We start from the raw sequence: 18356 nt of genomic DNA, 5'->3' as shown, positions 1-18356 counted from the left end.
ATTACGCAGTGCGCCAAGAACACGCCCGAACACGATATTGAACAGGGTGCACCCGAGTGTTTGAACTGCCTAAAACCCTTCTGTAATCTGATCGCTATCGGAAAAACTGGATGCAAAACCCCATGAAACATACCTTTCTGGCCGCAACACTTCTGGCTTTGTGGGCTTTTGTACTGGCGCTTCCGGTAAGCGTTTCAGCGCAAACATCCTTGATTCCGGGATACAACGCGGACAGTTCGTCTGCGTCCTCGCCGGAAAGTGACCTGGCTGCCGCAATTCGCGCCGCCAGCGAAGCCGGGGCCAGTGTGATCGTCATCGACAGCGCCGGGCAGGTTGTGACAACGGCAGGCGGCACGGATGCGGGTACGAATGATGCGGCGGGCGATTCGAACAATCCCATGGGTGAGGGATCGCAGCTGATGAAGGCGCAGGAGCGGTTCTCGAAATTCCGTGAGTCCATGCAGTCACGGCTTGAGGCGCTGCCGTATTCGGTGTTCGAAGTGAAGTATATCCTGCGCCAGACCAGTCCGGACGGTCGCATTCAGACCTATGTGGAAGTTCTGGGCTGGAACATCCTGTTCCTGTTGTTGGGCCGCTGGCTGTCTATCGAGATATACGGGAAACGCATCGCGCGTCGCTGGGTCGTGGCGCGGATCAAGGATGAACCGCAGGGTTACCGAGAAAAGATGCCCTTCCTTCTGTTCCGGTTCCTGATGGGGATCGGAGCGACGATATTTGCCATGCTCATGGCCCTGATCGTCGGATACCTGTTTTTTGGCGAGGCGGACGATATCTCGATCCAGTTCACGGTCACGGCGATCTTCACGGCGTTCTTCCTGTCGCGCACGGTGTCCGATCTGTGGCGGATGGTTTTGTCACCTTACCTGAGTCAATACCGGCTGCCGCCGTTCTCGGACCGGGACGCCAAGCGGCTGTATCTGTGGGCTTCGGCCCTCGCGACCTATGACATCACGGTTGTCCTGTTTTCGACCTGGGTTGCGGATTTCGGGCTGAACTACAACGTCTACGCCATGGTCTATGGCTGCCTGACAATGGTGGGCGCTTTCGGCAATATTCTGATGATCCTGTTCAATGCCCGGGCCATTTCAAATGCCATCCGGGGCGGAAGAGCGCCGGATCAGGTCTCGTGGTTGTTGCGGGTCGTCTCCTTCGGCTGGGCACCTGCACTGATCGTCTATGTCGTGTTCAGCTGGTTCCGTCTGGCGGTTGATCTTGCACTGGAGAACCCAACGCCGCTGCCGCTGATCGCAAGCAGCTATATGATCTTCATGTCTGTCGTCGTTGCCTATGGTGCGATGAACTACGTGCTGGAGCGGTATTTTGACCGTTCGCGCAAGATCAACGAGATAAACGAAGAAACCGCCGCTGCCGAAGCGGATGCCGAGCCCGTGGAAACGCCCGAGGCAGAACAGCGCAAACAGTATCTTCTGACCTATGAGGATCTGGCGCGTCGGGTGGCTGGAATTCTGGCCTTTGTGATCGGTGTCTATGCCCTTGTGGTGATTTGGTATCCCGATGCGGAATGGAGCGAGGACCTGCCGGTTGCACGTGTGCTGGATGTAATGGTCATCATCTTCATCGGCTACATCCTGTTTCATTTCTTTCGCATCTGGATCGACAGCAAGATAGCGGAAGAAGTCGATGATGGCACCGAGGCCGAACTGGGCGATGAGGGCGGGGAAGGCGGACAAAGCCGGCTGGCGACGCTGCTGCCATTGTTCCGCGGCGCAATTCTGGCCGTTGTGGTCGTGACCATCATGCTGATCGTTCTCATGGAACTTGGTATCAATGTCAGCCCGCTGTTTGCGGGTGCCGGTGTGGTTGGTCTGGCTGTCGGTTTCGGATCTCAAACACTGGTGCGAGACATCTTTTCCGGGGCGTTTTTCCTGATGGATGATGCCTTTCGGAAGGGTGAGTACATCGATATCGGAGACGTCAAGGGAACGGTCGAGAAGATCTCGGTCCGGTCCTTCCAGCTGCGTCACCATCTTGGCGCGTTGAACACGATTCCTTTTGGCGAAATCAAGGTTCTGACGAACTATTCCCGTGACTGGGTGATCATGAAACTGCCGCTGCGCGTGACCTATGACACTGACGTGGAAAAGGTGCGAAAGCTGATCAAGAAGCTGGGGCAGGAGTTGCTGAGCGATCCTGTGATCGGCGAAAACTTTATACAGCCGCTGAAGTCCCAGGGCGTGATCGAAATGCAGGATTCAGCGATGATCATCCGGGTCAAGTTCATGACCAAACCGGGCGATCAGTGGCTGGTACGCAAGAAGGTCTATCAGGAAATTCGCGAATTGTTCGCGCGGGAAGGCATCAAGTTCGCGCATCGCGAAGTCACCGTGAGGTTGGCAGACGGCAAAGACGCCGATGACCTGACGCCGAAACAGCGTGAGGCGGTAACAGGCGCTGTGCAGGCAGCGATCGATGAGGATTACCTGGACGATATCGGCCCTGGGGGCGATGATCGATAGGGGCGCGGCTGCGTACCGGATGGTCAGTAGGCGTCGAGCGGCCAGACAGGTTCTGAACTGCCCAGTTTCGACGCAGGCAAATCCCAGCGCATCGTCGCTTCGCCGACCCTCAGCGCAGGGTTGAGGCGATGGCCCGGCCCCCAGCCGGACGCCTCTGTCGCCGTGCCGTAATCCGGTGTTGCCGGGCTGACGGGTGAAGCTTCTGCGTCGTCTTTGCCGAGCACGGCCAGAAGTTCGGCGGTGCGCGCCAGAGAGAGATGCGCGTGCATGATGGAATTGCCTGACGCGGCCTCGGCCAGTGCGGACAGGACGGCAGCCGCCATCAGATAGCCGGTCGCGTGGTCCAGAGCCTGAACAGGCAACGGGGTCGGCTTGTCCGCGTTCGCCCACTCCATCCCGGCATGGGCGATACCCGCGCTCATCTGGACAAGGCTGTCAAACCCGCGCCGGGTCGACCATGGACCTTGCCAGCCATAGGCATCCAGCGTGACTTCGATCCGGTTCGGAGCCAGCTCGTCACGTTTGGCCCGGGTCAGACCCAGTGCCTCCAGCGCGCCGGGTCGATACCCGTGTACGAACACATCCGCCTGAGCCAGCAACCCATGCAATCGTTCAAGGCCGGTTACGGATTTCAAATCAAGATAGGCGCAGCGCTTTCCCAGAGATATGTCGGGGATCACCCCCGGTTCATCCCAGCCAGGTGGGTCGATGCGCAAGACCTCGGCTCCGAACCCTGCAAGCGTTCGCGTAGAAACCGGGCCGGCCAGAACGCGCGTCAGATCCAGCACCCGCAACCCGGCCAAAGGCCGATCAGCGGTGGCCCGAGGTCTGTCGCGCAGGTTGACATAGCGCGGTCCCTGCCAACCGATCAAAGGGTCGCGCGACACGGCGCGGCCTTGTGGGTGATCAAGCCATTCCGTCCGGCTGCGCATGGCAGCGGCCACCCCACCTTCGGCAACAACCGCCGTTTCCAGATCCGATACTGACCAAGATCTGACGGCTTTTGCCACGGCTTCACGCTCTGGCCGGGTGCCAAGGACTTTCAACGCGGCAGAGCGATGGCGGGGCAGGTTTGTGTGCAGCCTGATCCAGCCATCAGCGGCTTTGTAGTCGCCCGCGACCGCATCCCACAAACTGGGCATGTCCCAACCATCCGGCTTGAAGGAATAGCCGAACCACAGAGATGCCAGCCGATGATCGATCGAGACTTCGGGTGCCTTCGTGGACAGGTTGAGCGCCTGGATCAGCTGGGCCATTTCCCGCCCCACGGCTGCGAAACTGGCGGTGGCCAGTTCGGAAACGGCGAAGGCGCTTGGCAGCATACCGGCACCGACCCTGTGATAGCTGCCGGCAGCGGGAAGAGTGGCCAGCAGACTCATTGCTGATAGGGGTCGAGACTGTCGCGCAGCCCGTCACCAAGGAAGTTGAACGCCAAGACCACGACAATGATCGGCAGCATCGGGATTGCCGTCCAGGGATAGATCTCGATCGACGCGAGGTTCTGCGCGTCATTCAGCATCACGCCCCAACTGACCGCAGGTGCGCGCAGGCCGAGGCCAAGAAAGCTGAGCGCTGTTTCCCCAAGGATCATGGCCGGGATCGACAAAGTGGCCGACGCGATCAGGTGCGACATGAAGTTGGGCAGCAGGTGCTTGCGGATCACACGGCCCGAACTTGCCCCCATCATCTCTGCGGCCCGGACATATTCCTCTTCCCGCAAAGACAGGAATTTTGCGCGAACCGAGCGCGCCAGGCCCGGCCAGTCGAGGATGCCCAGAATGATCGAAATGATGAAGAACACTGCGACCGGGCTCCAGTTCGAAGGCACGGCGGCGGAAAGGGCCAGCCACAGAGGCAGTTCCGGCAACGAACGCAGGATTTCGATGACACGGTTGATGGTCCAGTCGATACGTCCGCCGAAATAGCCGGCCATCGAACCGAACAGGATGCCAAGAAAGAAGGACACCGAGATACCGATCAGACCCACCGTCAAAGACAGCTGTGCGCCATAGAGAATACGGCTGAAGATGTCTCGGCCCAGCCGGTCGGATCCCCACAGGAACAGCGTTGTCCCCTCTGGCGGGCAGAACAGGTGTGTGTCCGACGGTACGAAACCGGCCAGCTTGTATTCAGAGCCTTCGCAGAAGAACCGGATTGGGCGCGGGTCTTCGGTGTCGGGGACGAACTTCCATTGGAAGGTTTCAAGGTCCGCCTCGGCGACGATCGGATAGACATGTGGGCCGATGAACTCGCCCTCGTGAAACCAGTTTACCGATTGTGGCGGCGCGTACAGGTGCTCTCCGTTTCGGTCATTTGGCCCGTAAGGCGCAATAAACCCGGCAAAGGGCAGCATTAGATAACAAAACAGCAGGAAAATGCCCGAGATCAGGCCCAGCTTGTGGGTTTTGAACTTGCGCCAGACCAGAACCCAGTTGGGGGCATCCAGATCGGCGCGTTCCAGCTGCTGAATCGAGGCCTGCGGATCAAACGGTGCGTCATCGACATAGCGGTTGTCAGGACGATCAGTCATGCCTCGCGCCCCTCATACCGAATGCGCGGATCCAGCATCACCAGCAGGATATCCGAAATCATCGTGCCGATCAGCGTCAGCAGGGCGACGAACATCAGGATGAACGCCGACAAGAACTGATCCTGCGTCTTCAAAGCAGTCAGCAGTGTGGGGCCGATGGTTTGCAGGCCCAGAACGACCGATACCAGAACCGAGCCGGACACCATCGACGGCAGCAGGTTGCCGATATCGGCGACAAAGGGGTTGAAGGCCACCCGCAGGGGATACTTGGTCAGCATTCGTGACGGGGCCATGCCCTTCGCGATGGCGGTTTCCACATAGGGTTTGCCGAGTTCGTCCAGCATGTTCGCGCGCAGACGCTGCATCATCGCCGATGCCCCTGAAGTACCGATGACGAAGGTCGGTACGATCAGGTGGATGAGGATGGACTTCAATTTCTCCCAACTCATCGGCTGGCCTTCGAAACTCGGATCCATCAAGCCCCCGATCGGCAGGTTGAAATACTGGTGGCCATAATAGAACAGGATCAGCGCCAGCAAAAAGTTCGGCGTTGCTAGCCCCAGATATCCGACGAAGGCCGAGGTATAGTCGATCCATGTCCGGGACCGCGCGGCGGCGATAACGCCCAGTGGCAATGCGACGGCATAAACAAACAGGATTGCAGCCAGATTGACCACAACTGTCAACCAAAGCGTGTCACCGACGATTTCGGAAACGGGACGGTCGAATTCAAAGGACCACCCGTAATTGCCCTGAATCAACCCGGAAAACCCGTGCGGTCCGGGCCAGAATCCCATCCAGATCAGGTATTGTTCCCACATCGGACGGTCCAGAGCGTATTCAGCGCGCAGAAACTCTGCCTTTGCGACACCTGCGGACTGGCCCGAGGCCTGAAGTTCAGCGATCTGGTTGCTCAGATAGTCGCCGGGCGGAAGGTTGATGATTACAAAAACCAGAACCGAGACCACCAACAAAGTCAGCAGCATCGTGAAAAAGCGATACACCACGTAGCGCAGCATGATCATTTAGCTGCTCCTGCTCAGTCGGCGAAAAAGAATTCGTCCGGGCGGTGAATGCCGAAATGTGCACCGGGTTCCCAGGCCCACATAGCCTGTTCCGGAACATTGCGCAGGCGGTTTGACACCACAATGGGCTGGGGGGCGCCGTTCAGGATGCCAATCGCATAGACCTGATCGGCATGGATTTTCAACATCTCGGTCCAGACAGCTGCGCGTTCTTCATCGGTCGCGGCGATTTGCCATTCATGCGCCAATTCCATCAGGCGCTGCGCCTCTGGCATGTCGGGGGCCTCACCCGCTTCGCCACCGGTCTGATAGTGCTGCCCCCATTTTGGCCAGGCCAGAAACACCTGATCTGTCGGGGCCAGATAAGCCGGAGATGTATGCGCCTGTGGAATACCGTCATCCCAACCGAACCAGACGGACGCCATGGAATTGCCCGCGAAAACGCGGTTGCGCAGGATGTCCCTGTCCAGCGGGCGCATGACCAGTTTGACGCCGATTTCACGCCAGGTATCGGTTACGATCTGAAGCGCGTTTTCGACTTCCTGCCGCTCACCTGCGGTTTCGATAACCAGCTCCATCGGACGGCCGTCAGGCAAAAGGCGAATGCCGTTCTTGTCGCGCTGATCCAGACCAGCCTCATCCAAAAGTGCATTGGCCTGATCAATATCGTATTGTGCCCAGGCCGCAGCGTTTTCTTCACTGTAGAAGGGCGAGGCGGGAAGAACCGAGTTCGCGGCAGGGTGTGCGAGTTTGAAGTAAAGCGCCTGGTTGATGGTCTGCCGGTCGATGGCCAGCGACAAGGCGCGCCGAACACGAGCGTCCCTCAATACATTGCGCCAGACGTCATCAGAGAAGTTCAGGTTCGGGTAGATCGCGACCTGCGAGGCCACGCCGGTTTTCCACAACAGCGTTTTGTATCCGCCCTGTGCTTCGCCTTTCTTGAGGATCGACGCGTCTCGGAAGGCAAGGCCACGGCCTTGCAGGTCGCTTTCACCGGCGTTGGTCTTGGCGGCAACAAGACCGGGGGCGACGATCTCCATCTCGACCACGTCAATATAGGGAAGCTGCACCCCCTTGCTGTCGATGCGGTGATAATAGGGGTTGCGCACAAAGCTGTGACGGATTTTCTTGCCCGAGCTGGCGTTCAGCCATGGCTGCAACGTGGGAAGTTCGTGGTTGTCGAACTTGTAAAGATTATCCAGCTTGTTGTGCAGCGCTGCCCAACTTTTGACCCGGGCATCTTCAACCTGAAAGGCAAGCTCTTCCGCATCTGCGTATTTCTCGTGATACTGTTTCAGAAAGGCGGCCGGCCGGTAAATAAAAGGCGGTCGTGCTTGTGCCAGAGATTGCAGAAAGTTCGGGTTGGGATCATCCCATTCGAAGATCACTGTGGTCTCATCAGGAAACGTGACCGTGGGCAATTTGCCTTCGACGATCAGAAAATCGGGTGGGCCTGACGGGCTGAGCAACTCGTTGTTGGCGACGTCTTCCCACCAATAGCGGAAGTCTTCCGAGGTAAAGGGTGAGCCGTCCGACCACTTGTGTCCTTCGCGCAGTTTCAGGGTGAATTTGCGATTGCCCTCGTTTTCATACGAGGCCAGCAGGTCGGGTACCAATTCGTAATCTTGGTTGAACCCGACCAACCTTGCATAGCCGTAGACAACCATCTGCCGGATATCTTTGGATCGTGTGACCATGGTGCGCAGAGTGCCACCCGGTTTCCCGAATTCTCTTCCTTTTGCGGCCAGATCCACAATCAGAGGGTCCTTGGGCAAACGCTCCTGCACTGGCGGAAGATTGCCGCTTTCAACCTCGGCGCTCCAGAATGCGCTTTCCTGAGGTGTCGGGATTGTCTCTGCCGCGGCGGGCAGGGTCCCTGAAAACGCCAGCATTGCGGCCAGCAGCAGAGGGCGAATGGTATTAAACATGGCAACGTACCTTATGGCCCGGTTCCAATTCCACCAATGAGGGTATCACGGTGTCCGAGAAACGAAAGGCTTCATCCCAACTGTCCGGCGCGCCGGCACCCAGAGAAACCAATTGAAGGTCAATCGGGCGATTGATGTCGGGTTCGGGTTGAGCGGCAATCAGCGCCTTGGTGTATGGATGGCGCGGATTGTAGAAAAGAGTTTCGGGCGGTGCCTGTTCGACGATCAGACCCCGCCTCATGACGGCAACTTCGTCAGCGATCCGTGCAACAACGGCCAGATCATGTGAGATGAACAGGTAGGACAGGTTCAGGCTGTCTTGCAGGTTTTCCAGCAAAGTCAGGATTTGTTCCTGAACAGACACATCCAATGCCGAGGTCGGTTCGTCGCACACGATCAACTGCGGGTCCAGCATCATGGCCCGCGCCACTGAAAGGCGTTGTCGCTGCCCTCCGGAAAACGCGTGCGGATAGCGTTTGAGCATATCACCCGTCAGGCCGACGCGCTGCAACATCTCGGCGGCTTTGTCACGCTGTTCGGCTGTTGTGCCGATGCGATGGATTTCCAGTGGCTCGGTCATGGCGTCCTGGATGCGCATCCGCGGGCTGAGCGAACTGTAAGGGTCCTGAAACACCATCTGCGCCTTGCGCTGAAACGCTGTGCGCTGGGCTCGGGTCATTTTGTGCACCGTGATCGGGTCGGCGTCGGGGGCGGTACGAAACAGGACTTCACCACCGGGGTCGGGCAATTCAGCCCCCAAGGCGATGCGGGCCGCCGTTGTCTTTCCAGATCCGCTTTCACCGACAATTGCCAAAGTCTTGCCGCGCGCCAGGTTCAGGTCGACTCCTCGGCAGGCATAGATTGCTTTGTCGGATTGCCATCCTTTGCTGGACCGCATGGTATAGGTCTTGGACACATCCTTCATCTGCAGGATCAGATCCGTGTCGGGCATCGGTATACCCACCGCATCCTGATCCGGTATTTCCGGCGCGGCATCAAAAAGCTGCTTGGTATACGGGTGTGCGGGCGCGGTCAGGATCGGGGCGGCGGGGCCGGCCTCCATGATACGTCCCTTGTGCATGACGACGACCTGCTCGGCCATGTTGGCGACGACACCCAGGTCATGAGTCACCAGAATAAGCGCCATGCCGGTTTCACGCTGCAATTCCTTGATCAGGCCCAGAACCTGCGCCTGCGTGGTCACATCCAGTGCGGTGGTCGGTTCGTCCGCGATCAGCAATTCGGGTTTGGACACCATTGCCATGGCTATCATGGCACGTTGGCGCATACCGCCGGACAACTCGAAAGGGTAGGAGTCATAGGCACGCTGTGGATCAGGGAAACCGACGCGTTCGAATTGCGTCAGGACCTTTTTGCGCGCCGCGGACTCGGACAGCCCACGATGCAGCCACAAAACCTCGCTGACCTGATTGCCGATCTTGTGCAGCGGGGACAGCGATCTCATGGGCTCCTGAAAGATCATTGAAACCCGATTGCCGCGGATGTCGCGCAGCTCACGTTCGGAAACCGTGGTGAGCTCGCACATGCCCTTGGAATCGTTCAGGGTAATCGTGCCGCTTCGAATCTGCGCCGTGCGGGGCAGGATACGTAAGGCGGCGCGGCATGTGATTGTTTTTCCCGATCCCGATTCTCCGACAAGGGCAAGCGTCTGTCCGGCTTCGACATCGAAGTTCACATCCGTGACCACGGAATTGCCCGTACCAAAGCCGATGCTGAGGTCTCTTACGGACAACAACGCGCTCATGCGGGTTTTCCACCCGTTTGACCGTTCGATGACATCGGTTACTTCAACTCCCCGTGATTTTTTGTTCAGTGTCGCGCGGTTCCGCCCGACTAGTCAAACCCGTTCTTGGGCCGAAATGTCGCGAAATCGTGAAACTATGGGCTTCGTCGCTACACAAAGTCTTGAGATTTTGCCATCAAGGACGGCATCGGGCGCATTTATGCTCTCGAATGGTATCAAGGAGATATTTTCCGGTGTCCGAGAATCAAAGCCGTCTGGATCTGTTCATCGATCGCATGGTGTCTCAGCGCGCTTGTCTGGATCACGCAATCCGGCACACTGCGGGCATGACAGGTCCGGTGTTCGAATTGGGTTTGGGCAACGGGCGTACGTATCACCATCTTGTGCAGCACATGGATGGTCGCCCGGTCTATGTGTTCGAACGCGCGGTGGCCTCGCACCCCGACTCGACCCCGCCCGAAGATCGCGTGATTCTGGGTGATGTGCGGGATACCCTACCTGCATCGGTTGAACGGTTCGGTGCGTCAGCCAGCCTGATCCACGCGGATCTTGGCGGGCACAATCGCGAAAAGAATGACAAATTCGCGCGGTTTGTATCTCCGCTCATCGAGCCTTTGCTTGCTCCGGGCGGACTGATGGTCTCGAGTGATCGGATGTATTTCGAAGGGCTGACCGAGATGCCGTTGCCCGAAGGCGCCGTCGAAGGGCGCTGTTTCATATATCGCCGCTGACCGAAAAGGAGTAACGGCATGATTTTCTACGATTGCTCCACTGCTCCAAACCCTCGTCGTGCGCGGATGTTCATTGCCGAAAAAGGATTGGATATCGAAACGCGTGAGGTCTCGATTGCGAAAGGTGAACAGTTGAGCGAAGCCTTTCGCGCTGTGAACCCACGGGCCACGATCCCGGTTCTGGTAACGGATGACGGAACCGTTCTGACAGAAAATCTGGGTATTGCGGCTTTTCTGGAGGCACAGTTTCCGGAACCGCCTTTGATGGGCCGAACCCCCGAGGAAAAAGGTTTGGTTCTGATGTGGAACGCGATCGTCGAACATCAGGGTGGGGCACCGATTGCCGAGGCATTGCGCAATGGACATCCCGCCTTCAAGGATCGCGCCATTCCGGGCCCTTCCAATCATGCCCAGATTCCCGAACTTGCACAGCGCGGGCGCGAGCGTGTGGCGTCCTTCTTTGAAATGCTGGAAACACGTCTGACGGAAAGCCCGTTTGTGGCCGGTGACGTGTTTTCCCTGGCGGATATCTCGGCTTTCGTTTTTGTCGATTTCGCCCGCGTCATCAAGATGCGTATCCCGGAAGACAACGCGGCCACCCTGGCGTGGTTTCGAGCCATCCAATCTCGTCCAAGCGCAAGTCTGTAAACCTGCTGAACCGTGCCGGGTTGCGTTGTGATCAGCACTGTACAGAAATGTCTAGACAGATGTGAACAGTGCCACTAGCGTCTCCTCAGATTCTGTTCAGGGGAGGTCGGGATGAAATCCCAATATCGCGTCGTGGTCATCGGAGGAGGCGTTGTCGGGGCCTCGGTTCTGTATCACCTGGCCAAGTTTGGCTGGTCGGATGTCGTCATGTTGGAACGGCGGCGGCTGGCGTCTGGGTCGTCCTGGCACGCAGCGGGAGGCATTCATGCTTTGAATGCCGATCCGAACATGGCGTCTTTGCAGGCCTATACCATTGATCTGCTCAGCGAGATCGAGAAGGAATCAGGCCAGAATATCGGCCTGCACATGACCGGTGGTCTGACGCTGGCGGGAACCCCCGAGCGGTGGGAGTGGTTGCAGGCCAATTACCGTATCTTCCAGTCCATCGGCATTGATGACTGTGAACTGCTGAGCCCTGAAGAGGCGCAGAAACGCTGCCCGATCATGTCCACCGACGGCATTCTGGGCGCGATGTGGGCCGACCGCGAAGGCTATATCGACACCACGGGCACCGTGCAGGCCTATGCTACCGCCGCGAAAAAGCGCGGGGCGGAATACTACGAGGAAACCAAGGTCGAGGAACTGATCCAGACGGCGGATGGCTGGCAGGTGGTGACCGACAGGGGCACGATCACCTGCGAACATGTGGTCAACGCCGCCGGCCTGTGGGCCAAGCAGGTGGGGCGCATGGCAGGGGTCGAACTGCCGGTTTCTCCGCTGAAACACCATTACCTGATCACCGACACGGTGCCCGAGGTCGCAGCGGCCGATTTCGAGATGCCGATGACCGTGGATCTCGAGGGCTTCACCTATATGCGGCAGGATCAGAAGGGTGTTCTGGTCGGAATCTACGAGGTCGATCACGAACACTGGGCCATGGACGGCGCGCCGTGGAATTATGGCGAAGAGCTGTTCCAGGAGCAGCTGGACCGTATCGAAAACGAACTGACGCTGGGGTTCGAACGCTATCCGGCGATCCAGAACGTGGGCATCAAGACATGGGTGAACGGTGCGTTCACCTTCTCGCCCGACGGCAACCCTCTGGTCGGTCCGGTGCCGGGCAAGCGGGGCTATTGGACCGCCTGCGCGGTGATGGCCGGGTTCCTGCAAGGCGGCGGCGTCGGCAAGACGCTGGCCGAATGGATGATCCATGGCGAACCCGAGGCCGACGCGTGGCCGATGGATGTGGCGCGCTATGGCGATTTTGCACAGAACAAGCGCTACATCCGCGAGACGACGGGCCAGTTCTATTCCCGCCGCTTCGTGATGACCTATCCGAACGAGCAACTGCCCGCCGGACGGCCGCTGAAAATGGCACCGGCGCATGATGCGATGACCGAGGCAGGGTGCAAATGGGGCGTCAGCTGGGATCTCGAAGTACCGCTTTATTTCGCGCCGAAAGGGTTCGAGGAAACCCCGACGCTCAAGCGTTCGAACGCGCATGACATCGTGGCCGAGGAATGCAAAGTGATCCGCGAAGGTGCGGGCCTGCTGGATATTTCGGGCTTTTCGCGGTTCGAGGTTTCCGGTCCGAACGCAGAAGCTTGGCTGGACAATGTCATGGCCTCCAAGCTCCCCGGCCCGGGTCGTGCGAAACTGGCCCCGATGTTGGGTGAGGATGGACGCCTGAAGGGTGATCTGACGGTGCTGAATTGGGGCGACGGGACCTGGTGGATCATGGGCAGCTATTACCTGCGGGCCTGGCATATGCGCTGGTTCGACGATCACATGATGGATGGCGTCAATATCCGTGATTTGGGCGAGGAATATTGCGGCTTTGCCGCGGTCGGGCCGAAGTCACAGGCGGTTGTGGAAAAACTGGCGGAACAGGATATCTCGGGCTTGAAGTTCATGGGGTGCGGCGATTTCGATATCGGCCTCGTGCGCACCCGCGTCGCCCGCATGTCGGTGACCGGAGAAAAGGGCTACGAGATCAACTGCCGCTATGGCGACCATATCAAGCTGCGCCGCCTCCTGCTGGAAGCGGGGGCCGAGGAAGGCATCCGCGAATGCGGTTTCAACGCGATGCTGTCCACGCGGCTTGAGAAAAGCTTTGGCATCTGGTCGGCGGAGTTCACGCAGGCGTACACACCGGGCATGACCGGAATGGACCGCTGGATCGACTGGGACAAGGACTTTGTTGGAAAGGTGGGCGCGCTTGCCGAACGTGACGGCAACGGCCCCGCGCAAATTCAGGCGACACTGGAAATCGATGCTCTGGACGCAGATGCCAGCGGATACGAACCGGTCTGGGCCAATGGCGAACGCGTTGGGTTCGTAACCTCGGGCGGCTACGGGCACTATACCGGCAAGTCACTGGCGATGGCCCTGATTGATCGGGACAAGGCGGAACCGGGCACGGAACTGTCCGTCCACGTGGTGGGCGTTGAACGTCCGGCGCGTGTGATTGCGCCGTCACCTTATGACCCCGAAGGCAAAGCGATGCGAGGCTGATCATGACTGCTGCAGAGCGCGGGCGCCGACGGCGGGGGCGGGGGGCTGAAGCCGCCCCGCAGCCCGGTCGCGATGTGAACTATCGCCAGCTCAGGAATCCTTTCCCACAGATGGAAGTGTTCCCGGCCGATCAAATCGCGGATATGCATGACACCGCCTTGCGGACACTGGAAGAGTTGGGGGTAAAGGCCCTGCTGCCCGAGGCGCGGAAACTGTTCAAACAGGGCGGCGCGCGGGTGGATGAAGACACTGAGATGGTGTTTATCGGGCGCGAGATAGTTGAAGCCGCAGTCGCGTCAGCGCCCAAATCCATCGCCTGCCGCGCCGGCTCGCGGCGTCGCGATTTTATTCTTGAACTGGGCTCGCTGGTGTTTCAACCCGGAGCCGGTGCGCCGAACGCAACCGACCTTGAGCGTGGTCGGCGCCCGGCGACAGGTCAGGATTATCTGGAGTTTTTGAAGCTCACGCATCATTTCGACGTGTTCCAGATGATTTCGCCACAGGTCGAGCCGCAAGATGTGCCGACCCATCTGCGTCATTACTTCACGACTCGGGCCCAGATGGAACTGACAGACAAGTTTCCGTTCTTCTTTTCGCGCGGAACCCCGCAGGTGATGGACTGCTTTGAGATGCTGACCACGGCCCGCGGTCTTTCGGATGATGCGTTCCGGGGCCATGCGCATTGCTACACGATCATCAACACCAACAGCCCGCGCACCTTGGACATCCCGATGGCGCAAGGTCTGATCGACTTTGCCCGCCACGGTCAGATGTCGATCATCACGCCGTTTACCCTGATGGGCGCGATGGCGCCGATTACTGTGGCCGGGGCGATCACCTTGTCTCATGCCGAGGCCCTTGCCGCGCTGACTTTGACCCAACTTGCCAATCCTGGAGCGCCGGTCTGCTATGGCACGTTCACCAGTAACGTGGACATGAAGTCCGGCGCGCCCGCTTTTGGGACGCCGTCGCACTTTCAGGCATCACTGGCTGCGGGCCAACTGGCGCGGCATCTTGGTTTGCCCTGGCGGTCGGCTGCCGGATCGGCGTCAAACACCAACGATGTACAAGCCGCGAACGAAAACCAGTTTGGGCTTTGGGGATGCCTTATGGCCGGGGCAACGGTGATCATCCACTCCGCAGGCTGGTTGGAAGGCGGGTTGACGGTTTCCTTCGAAAAGCTGGTCTGCGACGCGGAAGTGCTGAATATGGTCGCCGAACTGTGCGCAGGTGCGCAGGCGGGGCCGTCCGAGATCGGGTTTGAAACTGCATTGAGTGAGGTTGAACCCAGTGGCCACTTCTTCGCATCAAGCCAGACGATGGAGCGCTATAATACTGAATTCTATCAACCGCATGTCCATGACTACGCCAATTTCGGCACGTGGGCCGAGCGTGGTTCGGTGGACGCGAACCATCGGGCAACGGATGTTTGGAAAGGCATTCTAAACGACTTCCAGGCGCCCGCTGTCGACAATGATCGGACAGGTGATTTACATGACTTCATTGCCCGTCGTACCGCCGAGGGCGGTGCCCCACCGGAGAGTTGAATGAGCCCGAAACCGATCCTTCATCGCGATGACCCCGAGGCCGAACCATTGATCGGCAACATCAAGGTCACGCGCGACGACTGGCTGAACGTGGCGATGGATGTGCTGATTTCGGACGGCGTGGACCAGATCAAGGTCCTGAACCTGGCCGAACGGATGGCAGTATCGCGGTCGTCGTTCTATTGGTACTTCAAATCCCGGCAAGAGTTGCTGGATGCGTTGCTGGCGCGCTGGCAGGCCACCAACACCGCCGCCTTGGTCGCGCAGGCCGAAGCACCGGCCGAGACGATAACGGCGGCCGTCTGCAACGTTCATCGGTGCGTGGTGAACACCGATCTGTTCGATACTGCGCTGGATTTTGCCGTACGTGACTGGGCGCGAAAATCGGGCAAGGTGCGGCGTATGCTGGATCAGTCGGACGCCCGCAGGCTGAAAGCGCTGCACGCCATGTTCGCCCGCTACGGCTATTCCGAGATCGAAGCCGAAACCCGGGCGCGCGTGCTGTATTACATGCAGATCGGTTATGATCTGGCGCAATTGAACGAACCTATCGAGATGCGGCTGTCGATGGTGCCGCATTACCTTTACGCCTTCACAGGTGTCGAGCCGAAACCCGAGGAAGTTGAAGAATTCAGCGCGTATTCCCTGCGCTTTTGGAAAGGAAACCAGACATGAGCCAACCAGACGCAATCATCATCGGAACCGGCGTGATCGGCGCGGCCATTGCGTTCGAGATGTCCAAGGCGGGACGGAAAACCCTGTCGTTGGACCGGAATTCTCAGGTCGGGCACGGTTCTACCGCGGGGTCCTGCGCGATTATCCGGATGCATTATTCCACATTCGATGGAACCGCGTTTGCCTGGGAAGGCTACCACTACTGGCGCGACTGGGCCGAGTACCTTGGCTTGCCGAAAGACGCCAACCTTGCGCAGTTCCGCGAAACCGGCTGTCTGGTCATGAAAACCGAGGCGAACGGGATGCTGGAAAAACACATGCGCAATTCGTCCGAGCTGAATTGCCCGTTCGAAGAATGGTCAGATGAAAAAGTGCTGGAACGCTTGCCGGTCTATTCGCTGGACAGCTTTGCCCCCGCGCGCCGTATGGACGATCCTGAATTCGGCCAACCCAACGGGCGTAAAATGACGGGCGGGGTGTACTGGCCTCAGGCGGGTTATGTCACCGACCCGGCCCTGTCGGCTCAGAACCTGATGGATGCCGCGAAACAGCATGGGGCCGAGCTGCGCACCGGCGCTGAAGTCACGGAAATCCTGACCGAGGGCGGGCGCGTTTCCGGCGTCAAGCTGGCCTCGGGCGAGGAAATCCACGCCAAGGTTGTGGTCAATGTGGCAGGACCTGGTTCGTCCATCATCAACAAGATGGCCGGCGTTCTGGACGATATGACCATCAAAACCCGACCCTTGCGGCAAGAGGTCGTGCACGTTCCAGCCCCTGAAGGGTTCGATTTTGAACACGACGGAACCATCGTTTCGGACAGTGACATTGCCTGCTATTGCCGCCCGGAACACGGCAATCACATCCTTGTCGGATCTGAGGATCCGGAATGTGATCCGCATCAGTGGTGCGAGGACGATGTGAACTACAATCGTGAATTCACCGATCAATGGACCACGCAGGCCATGCGGTATGCGCAGCGTGTGCCCAGCCTTGGTATTCCATCGAAAACGCGGGGCGTGGTTGACCTTTATGATGCGTCTACCGACTGGATTCCGATCTATGACAAATCCAGCCTGCCGGGGTTCTACATGGCCTGTGGTTCAAGCGGAAACCAATACAAGAATGCGCCCATTGCGGGCAAGATGATGGCGGCACTGATCGATTACTGTGAAGGTGGCGCCGATCACGACGCGAAACCGTTGCAGTTCGATTTGCCATACATCAAGCGGACAATCGACGTGGGCTTCTACTCGCGCAAACGACCGATCAATGAGGAAAGCAGTTTCTCGGTTCTGGGCTAGTCGCGTTTCGCAAACGGTCTATGTCGTGTGTGGCTGTCAACAAGCCCGGCCCTGACATGACCGACCGAAAGACAACCGTATTGATCCTTGGCAGCGCCCCATCGGCGCTGGAGGCGCGGGCATGGTCGCGCGCGCCTTTCACGCATATCGTCGCCATCAACAACGCATGGCGCATCCGAGAAGACTGGGATTACCTGATCCACCCCGAAGACTTCCCGGCAGAGCGCCTCCCTGGAAAAGTTCTTGGCACTCAACACATAGTCACTGCCGACGAATACGTCCCAAGACAGAATGACTATGGCGGGTTCGTTTATGCCGGCGGAACGATGGCTTTCACGGCAGGCTATTGGGCCTTGTCAGTCTTGAAGCCGGATGTTCTGGCTTTTTCCGGTTGCGACATGATGTATTCAGGATCGGGGCGAACACATTTTTACGGAAATGGCACGGCGGACCCTTTGCGAAAGGACGTGACACTGCGTTCGCTTGAAGCGAAGGCCGCCCGACTGGGGCTTTATGCAGCCGCTCAGGGGTGCAGAACCGTACGGTTATCCGGCGCGCCAAGCCGGCTGGTGTTTCCATCCGTCAACCTATCTGACCTGACAGCCGCACCGCTTCCCGGTATTGCAGCCATGCACAGTGTGCAGCGAATGGAAGATGATCTTGGCTATTATGTAGCCTCGGGTCGGTATTGGGAAGTTGAGCACCGGTTCGACCCTGCTGCGATTGACGCATTGGATCGGATGTGGCTTAGGGCCTATCGGCTTGCCGTATCGGAGAACGCGGCCTGACACCGTTCAGGCGGCGAAGGTAACCCAGGCCCAAACCATCGCAACATAAGTCAGGTTGTGCATCAACTGATCCAAACCTGCGGCGCGCCAAAAAGCGGGTTGCGTTGGCTCAAGTCGCTTTTTGTCTGAATAGCTGGCCTTGATGAAATCGATATTGAAATGGATGAACCATTCCAGCGCCCCGACAATCAGAATAAAAACCAGCGGCGCGCCGAACACCAAAAAAACGACGATAGAACCCACAACATGCACAGCGGCATGTTGCGCGCGTCCCAAGTGAAAATACTCACCCCGACCGGAAAGCATCTTCGGTGTCTGGAGGTAGTAGTCAGCGAACATATGCTTGATCAGCAAAAGACAAAGCATAAGAAACACTGCGCCAATACTGGCAGTCAAAAGAACCCTC

The 18356-nt window shown here is 58.5% G+C and carries 14 protein-coding genes; 8 read left to right on the top strand and 6 right to left on the bottom strand.

Going from position 1 to position 18356, the window contains the following annotated elements; translation table 11 throughout:
- Window positions 1–122 precede the first annotated feature (122 nt).
- Window positions 123–2498: a mechanosensitive ion channel domain-containing protein gene (locus ACR0LI_RS13220; RefSeq protein ID WP_480718648.1), complete on the top strand. Its 2376-nt coding sequence runs from the start codon at window positions 123–125 to the stop codon at window positions 2496–2498.
- 23 nt (window positions 2499–2521) lie between these two features.
- Here the strand turns inward: ACR0LI_RS13220 and ACR0LI_RS13215 are convergent, their stop codons facing one another.
- From ACR0LI_RS13215 to ACR0LI_RS13195, 5 genes are read right to left on the bottom strand one after another with little or no spacing between them, the layout of a single operon-like run.
- A complete protein-coding gene (locus tag ACR0LI_RS13215; RefSeq protein WP_480718647.1) occupies window positions 2522–3877 on the bottom strand; it encodes a CoA transferase in 1356 nt (451 codons plus the stop codon).
- Complete coding sequence (locus ACR0LI_RS13210) at window positions 3874–5028, bottom strand: ABC transporter permease (protein WP_171724500.1); 1155 nt, start codon at window positions 5026–5028, stop codon at window positions 3874–3876. Before ACR0LI_RS13210 ends, ACR0LI_RS13215 begins: the two co-directional genes overlap by 4 nt.
- Window positions 5025–6053 carry an ABC transporter permease gene (locus ACR0LI_RS13205; RefSeq protein WP_152457137.1) on the bottom strand — a complete coding sequence of 343 codons (1029 nt, stop codon included), beginning with the start codon at window positions 6051–6053 and terminating at the stop codon, window positions 5025–5027. Before ACR0LI_RS13205 ends, ACR0LI_RS13210 begins: the two co-directional genes overlap by 4 nt.
- Before the next feature lie 14 nt (window positions 6054–6067).
- Entirely contained in the window at window positions 6068–7981 is a 1914-nt protein-coding gene (locus tag ACR0LI_RS13200) for an ABC transporter substrate-binding protein (protein ID WP_171636697.1), read from the bottom strand.
- Window positions 7974–9746, bottom strand: a complete 1773-nt coding sequence (locus ACR0LI_RS13195; protein ID WP_171636699.1) for an ABC transporter ATP-binding protein — start codon at window positions 9744–9746, stop codon at window positions 7974–7976. The genes ACR0LI_RS13200 and ACR0LI_RS13195 overlap by 8 nt, the downstream gene beginning before the upstream one ends.
- A gap of 209 nt (window positions 9747–9955) precedes the next feature.
- Between ACR0LI_RS13195 and ACR0LI_RS13190 the strand changes: the two genes are divergently transcribed.
- From ACR0LI_RS13190 to ACR0LI_RS13160, 7 genes are all read left to right on the top strand, one after another.
- Window positions 9956–10477: a class I SAM-dependent methyltransferase gene (locus tag ACR0LI_RS13190; protein ID WP_171636701.1), complete on the top strand. Its 522-nt coding sequence runs from the start codon at window positions 9956–9958 to the stop codon at window positions 10475–10477.
- 18 nt (window positions 10478–10495) lie between these two features.
- Complete coding sequence (locus ACR0LI_RS13185) at window positions 10496–11125, top strand: glutathione S-transferase family protein (RefSeq protein ID WP_480486808.1); 630 nt, start codon at window positions 10496–10498, stop codon at window positions 11123–11125.
- A 111-nt stretch (window positions 11126–11236) separates the two neighbouring features.
- A complete protein-coding gene (locus tag ACR0LI_RS13180; protein WP_480718646.1) occupies window positions 11237–13639 on the top strand; it encodes a GcvT family protein in 2403 nt (800 codons plus the stop codon).
- A gap of 2 nt (window positions 13640–13641) precedes the next feature.
- Window positions 13642–15186 (top strand): trimethylamine methyltransferase family protein, encoded by a 1545-nt coding sequence (locus ACR0LI_RS13175; RefSeq protein WP_480718645.1) that lies wholly within the window; start codon window positions 13642–13644, stop codon window positions 15184–15186.
- Entirely contained in the window at window positions 15187–15861 is a 675-nt protein-coding gene (locus ACR0LI_RS13170) for a TetR/AcrR family transcriptional regulator (RefSeq protein ID WP_171636708.1), read from the top strand.
- Window positions 15858–17162 carry an NAD(P)/FAD-dependent oxidoreductase gene (locus ACR0LI_RS13165; RefSeq protein ID WP_480718644.1) on the top strand — a complete coding sequence of 435 codons (1305 nt, stop codon included), beginning with the start codon at window positions 15858–15860 and terminating at the stop codon, window positions 17160–17162. Before ACR0LI_RS13170 ends, ACR0LI_RS13165 begins: the two co-directional genes overlap by 4 nt.
- 56 nt (window positions 17163–17218) lie before the next feature.
- On the top strand, window positions 17219–17950 hold the full coding sequence (locus tag ACR0LI_RS13160) for a hypothetical protein (protein WP_210093566.1): 732 nt from the start codon (window positions 17219–17221) through the stop codon (window positions 17948–17950).
- Between the two features lie 6 nt (window positions 17951–17956).
- On the opposite strand, the gene ACR0LI_RS13155 is transcribed toward ACR0LI_RS13160, so the two are convergent.
- Window positions 17957–18316: a DUF3307 domain-containing protein gene (locus ACR0LI_RS13155; protein WP_371807769.1), complete on the bottom strand. Its 360-nt coding sequence runs from the start codon at window positions 18314–18316 to the stop codon at window positions 17957–17959.
- Window positions 18317–18356: the final 40 nt, after the last annotated feature.

The sequence above is a fragment of the Ruegeria sp. CL7 genome (genome assembly GCF_056536445.1).
Note: the sequence above shows the minus strand (reverse complement) of the source record. Positions and strands in the feature narration are given on the sequence as shown.

Coding starts and splice junctions, on each gene's coding strand:
- ACR0LI_RS13220 (WP_480718648.1), top strand. CDS start 123: ATGAAACATACCTTTCTGGCCGCAACACTTCTGGCTTTGTGGGCTTTT.
- ACR0LI_RS13215 (WP_480718647.1), bottom strand. CDS start 3,877: ATGAGTCTGCTGGCCACTCTTCCCGCTGCCGGCAGCTATCACAGGGTC.
- ACR0LI_RS13210 (WP_171724500.1), bottom strand. CDS start 5,028: ATGACTGATCGTCCTGACAACCGCTATGTCGATGACGCACCGTTTGAT.
- ACR0LI_RS13205 (WP_152457137.1), bottom strand. CDS start 6,053: ATGATCATGCTGCGCTACGTGGTGTATCGCTTTTTCACGATGCTGCTG.
- ACR0LI_RS13200 (WP_171636697.1), bottom strand. CDS start 7,981: ATGTTTAATACCATTCGCCCTCTGCTGCTGGCCGCAATGCTGGCGTTT.
- ACR0LI_RS13195 (WP_171636699.1), bottom strand. CDS start 9,746: ATGAGCGCGTTGTTGTCCGTAAGAGACCTCAGCATCGGCTTTGGTACG.
- ACR0LI_RS13190 (WP_171636701.1), top strand. CDS start 9,956: ATGGTATCAAGGAGATATTTTCCGGTGTCCGAGAATCAAAGCCGTCTG.
- ACR0LI_RS13185 (WP_480486808.1), top strand. CDS start 10,496: ATGATTTTCTACGATTGCTCCACTGCTCCAAACCCTCGTCGTGCGCGG.
- ACR0LI_RS13180 (WP_480718646.1), top strand. CDS start 11,237: ATGAAATCCCAATATCGCGTCGTGGTCATCGGAGGAGGCGTTGTCGGG.
- ACR0LI_RS13175 (WP_480718645.1), top strand. CDS start 13,642: ATGACTGCTGCAGAGCGCGGGCGCCGACGGCGGGGGCGGGGGGCTGAA.
- ACR0LI_RS13170 (WP_171636708.1), top strand. CDS start 15,187: ATGAGCCCGAAACCGATCCTTCATCGCGATGACCCCGAGGCCGAACCA.
- ACR0LI_RS13165 (WP_480718644.1), top strand. CDS start 15,858: ATGAGCCAACCAGACGCAATCATCATCGGAACCGGCGTGATCGGCGCG.
- ACR0LI_RS13160 (WP_210093566.1), top strand. CDS start 17,219: ATGACCGACCGAAAGACAACCGTATTGATCCTTGGCAGCGCCCCATCG.
- ACR0LI_RS13155 (WP_371807769.1), bottom strand. CDS start 18,316: ATGCTTTGTCTTTTGCTGATCAAGCATATGTTCGCTGACTACTACCTC.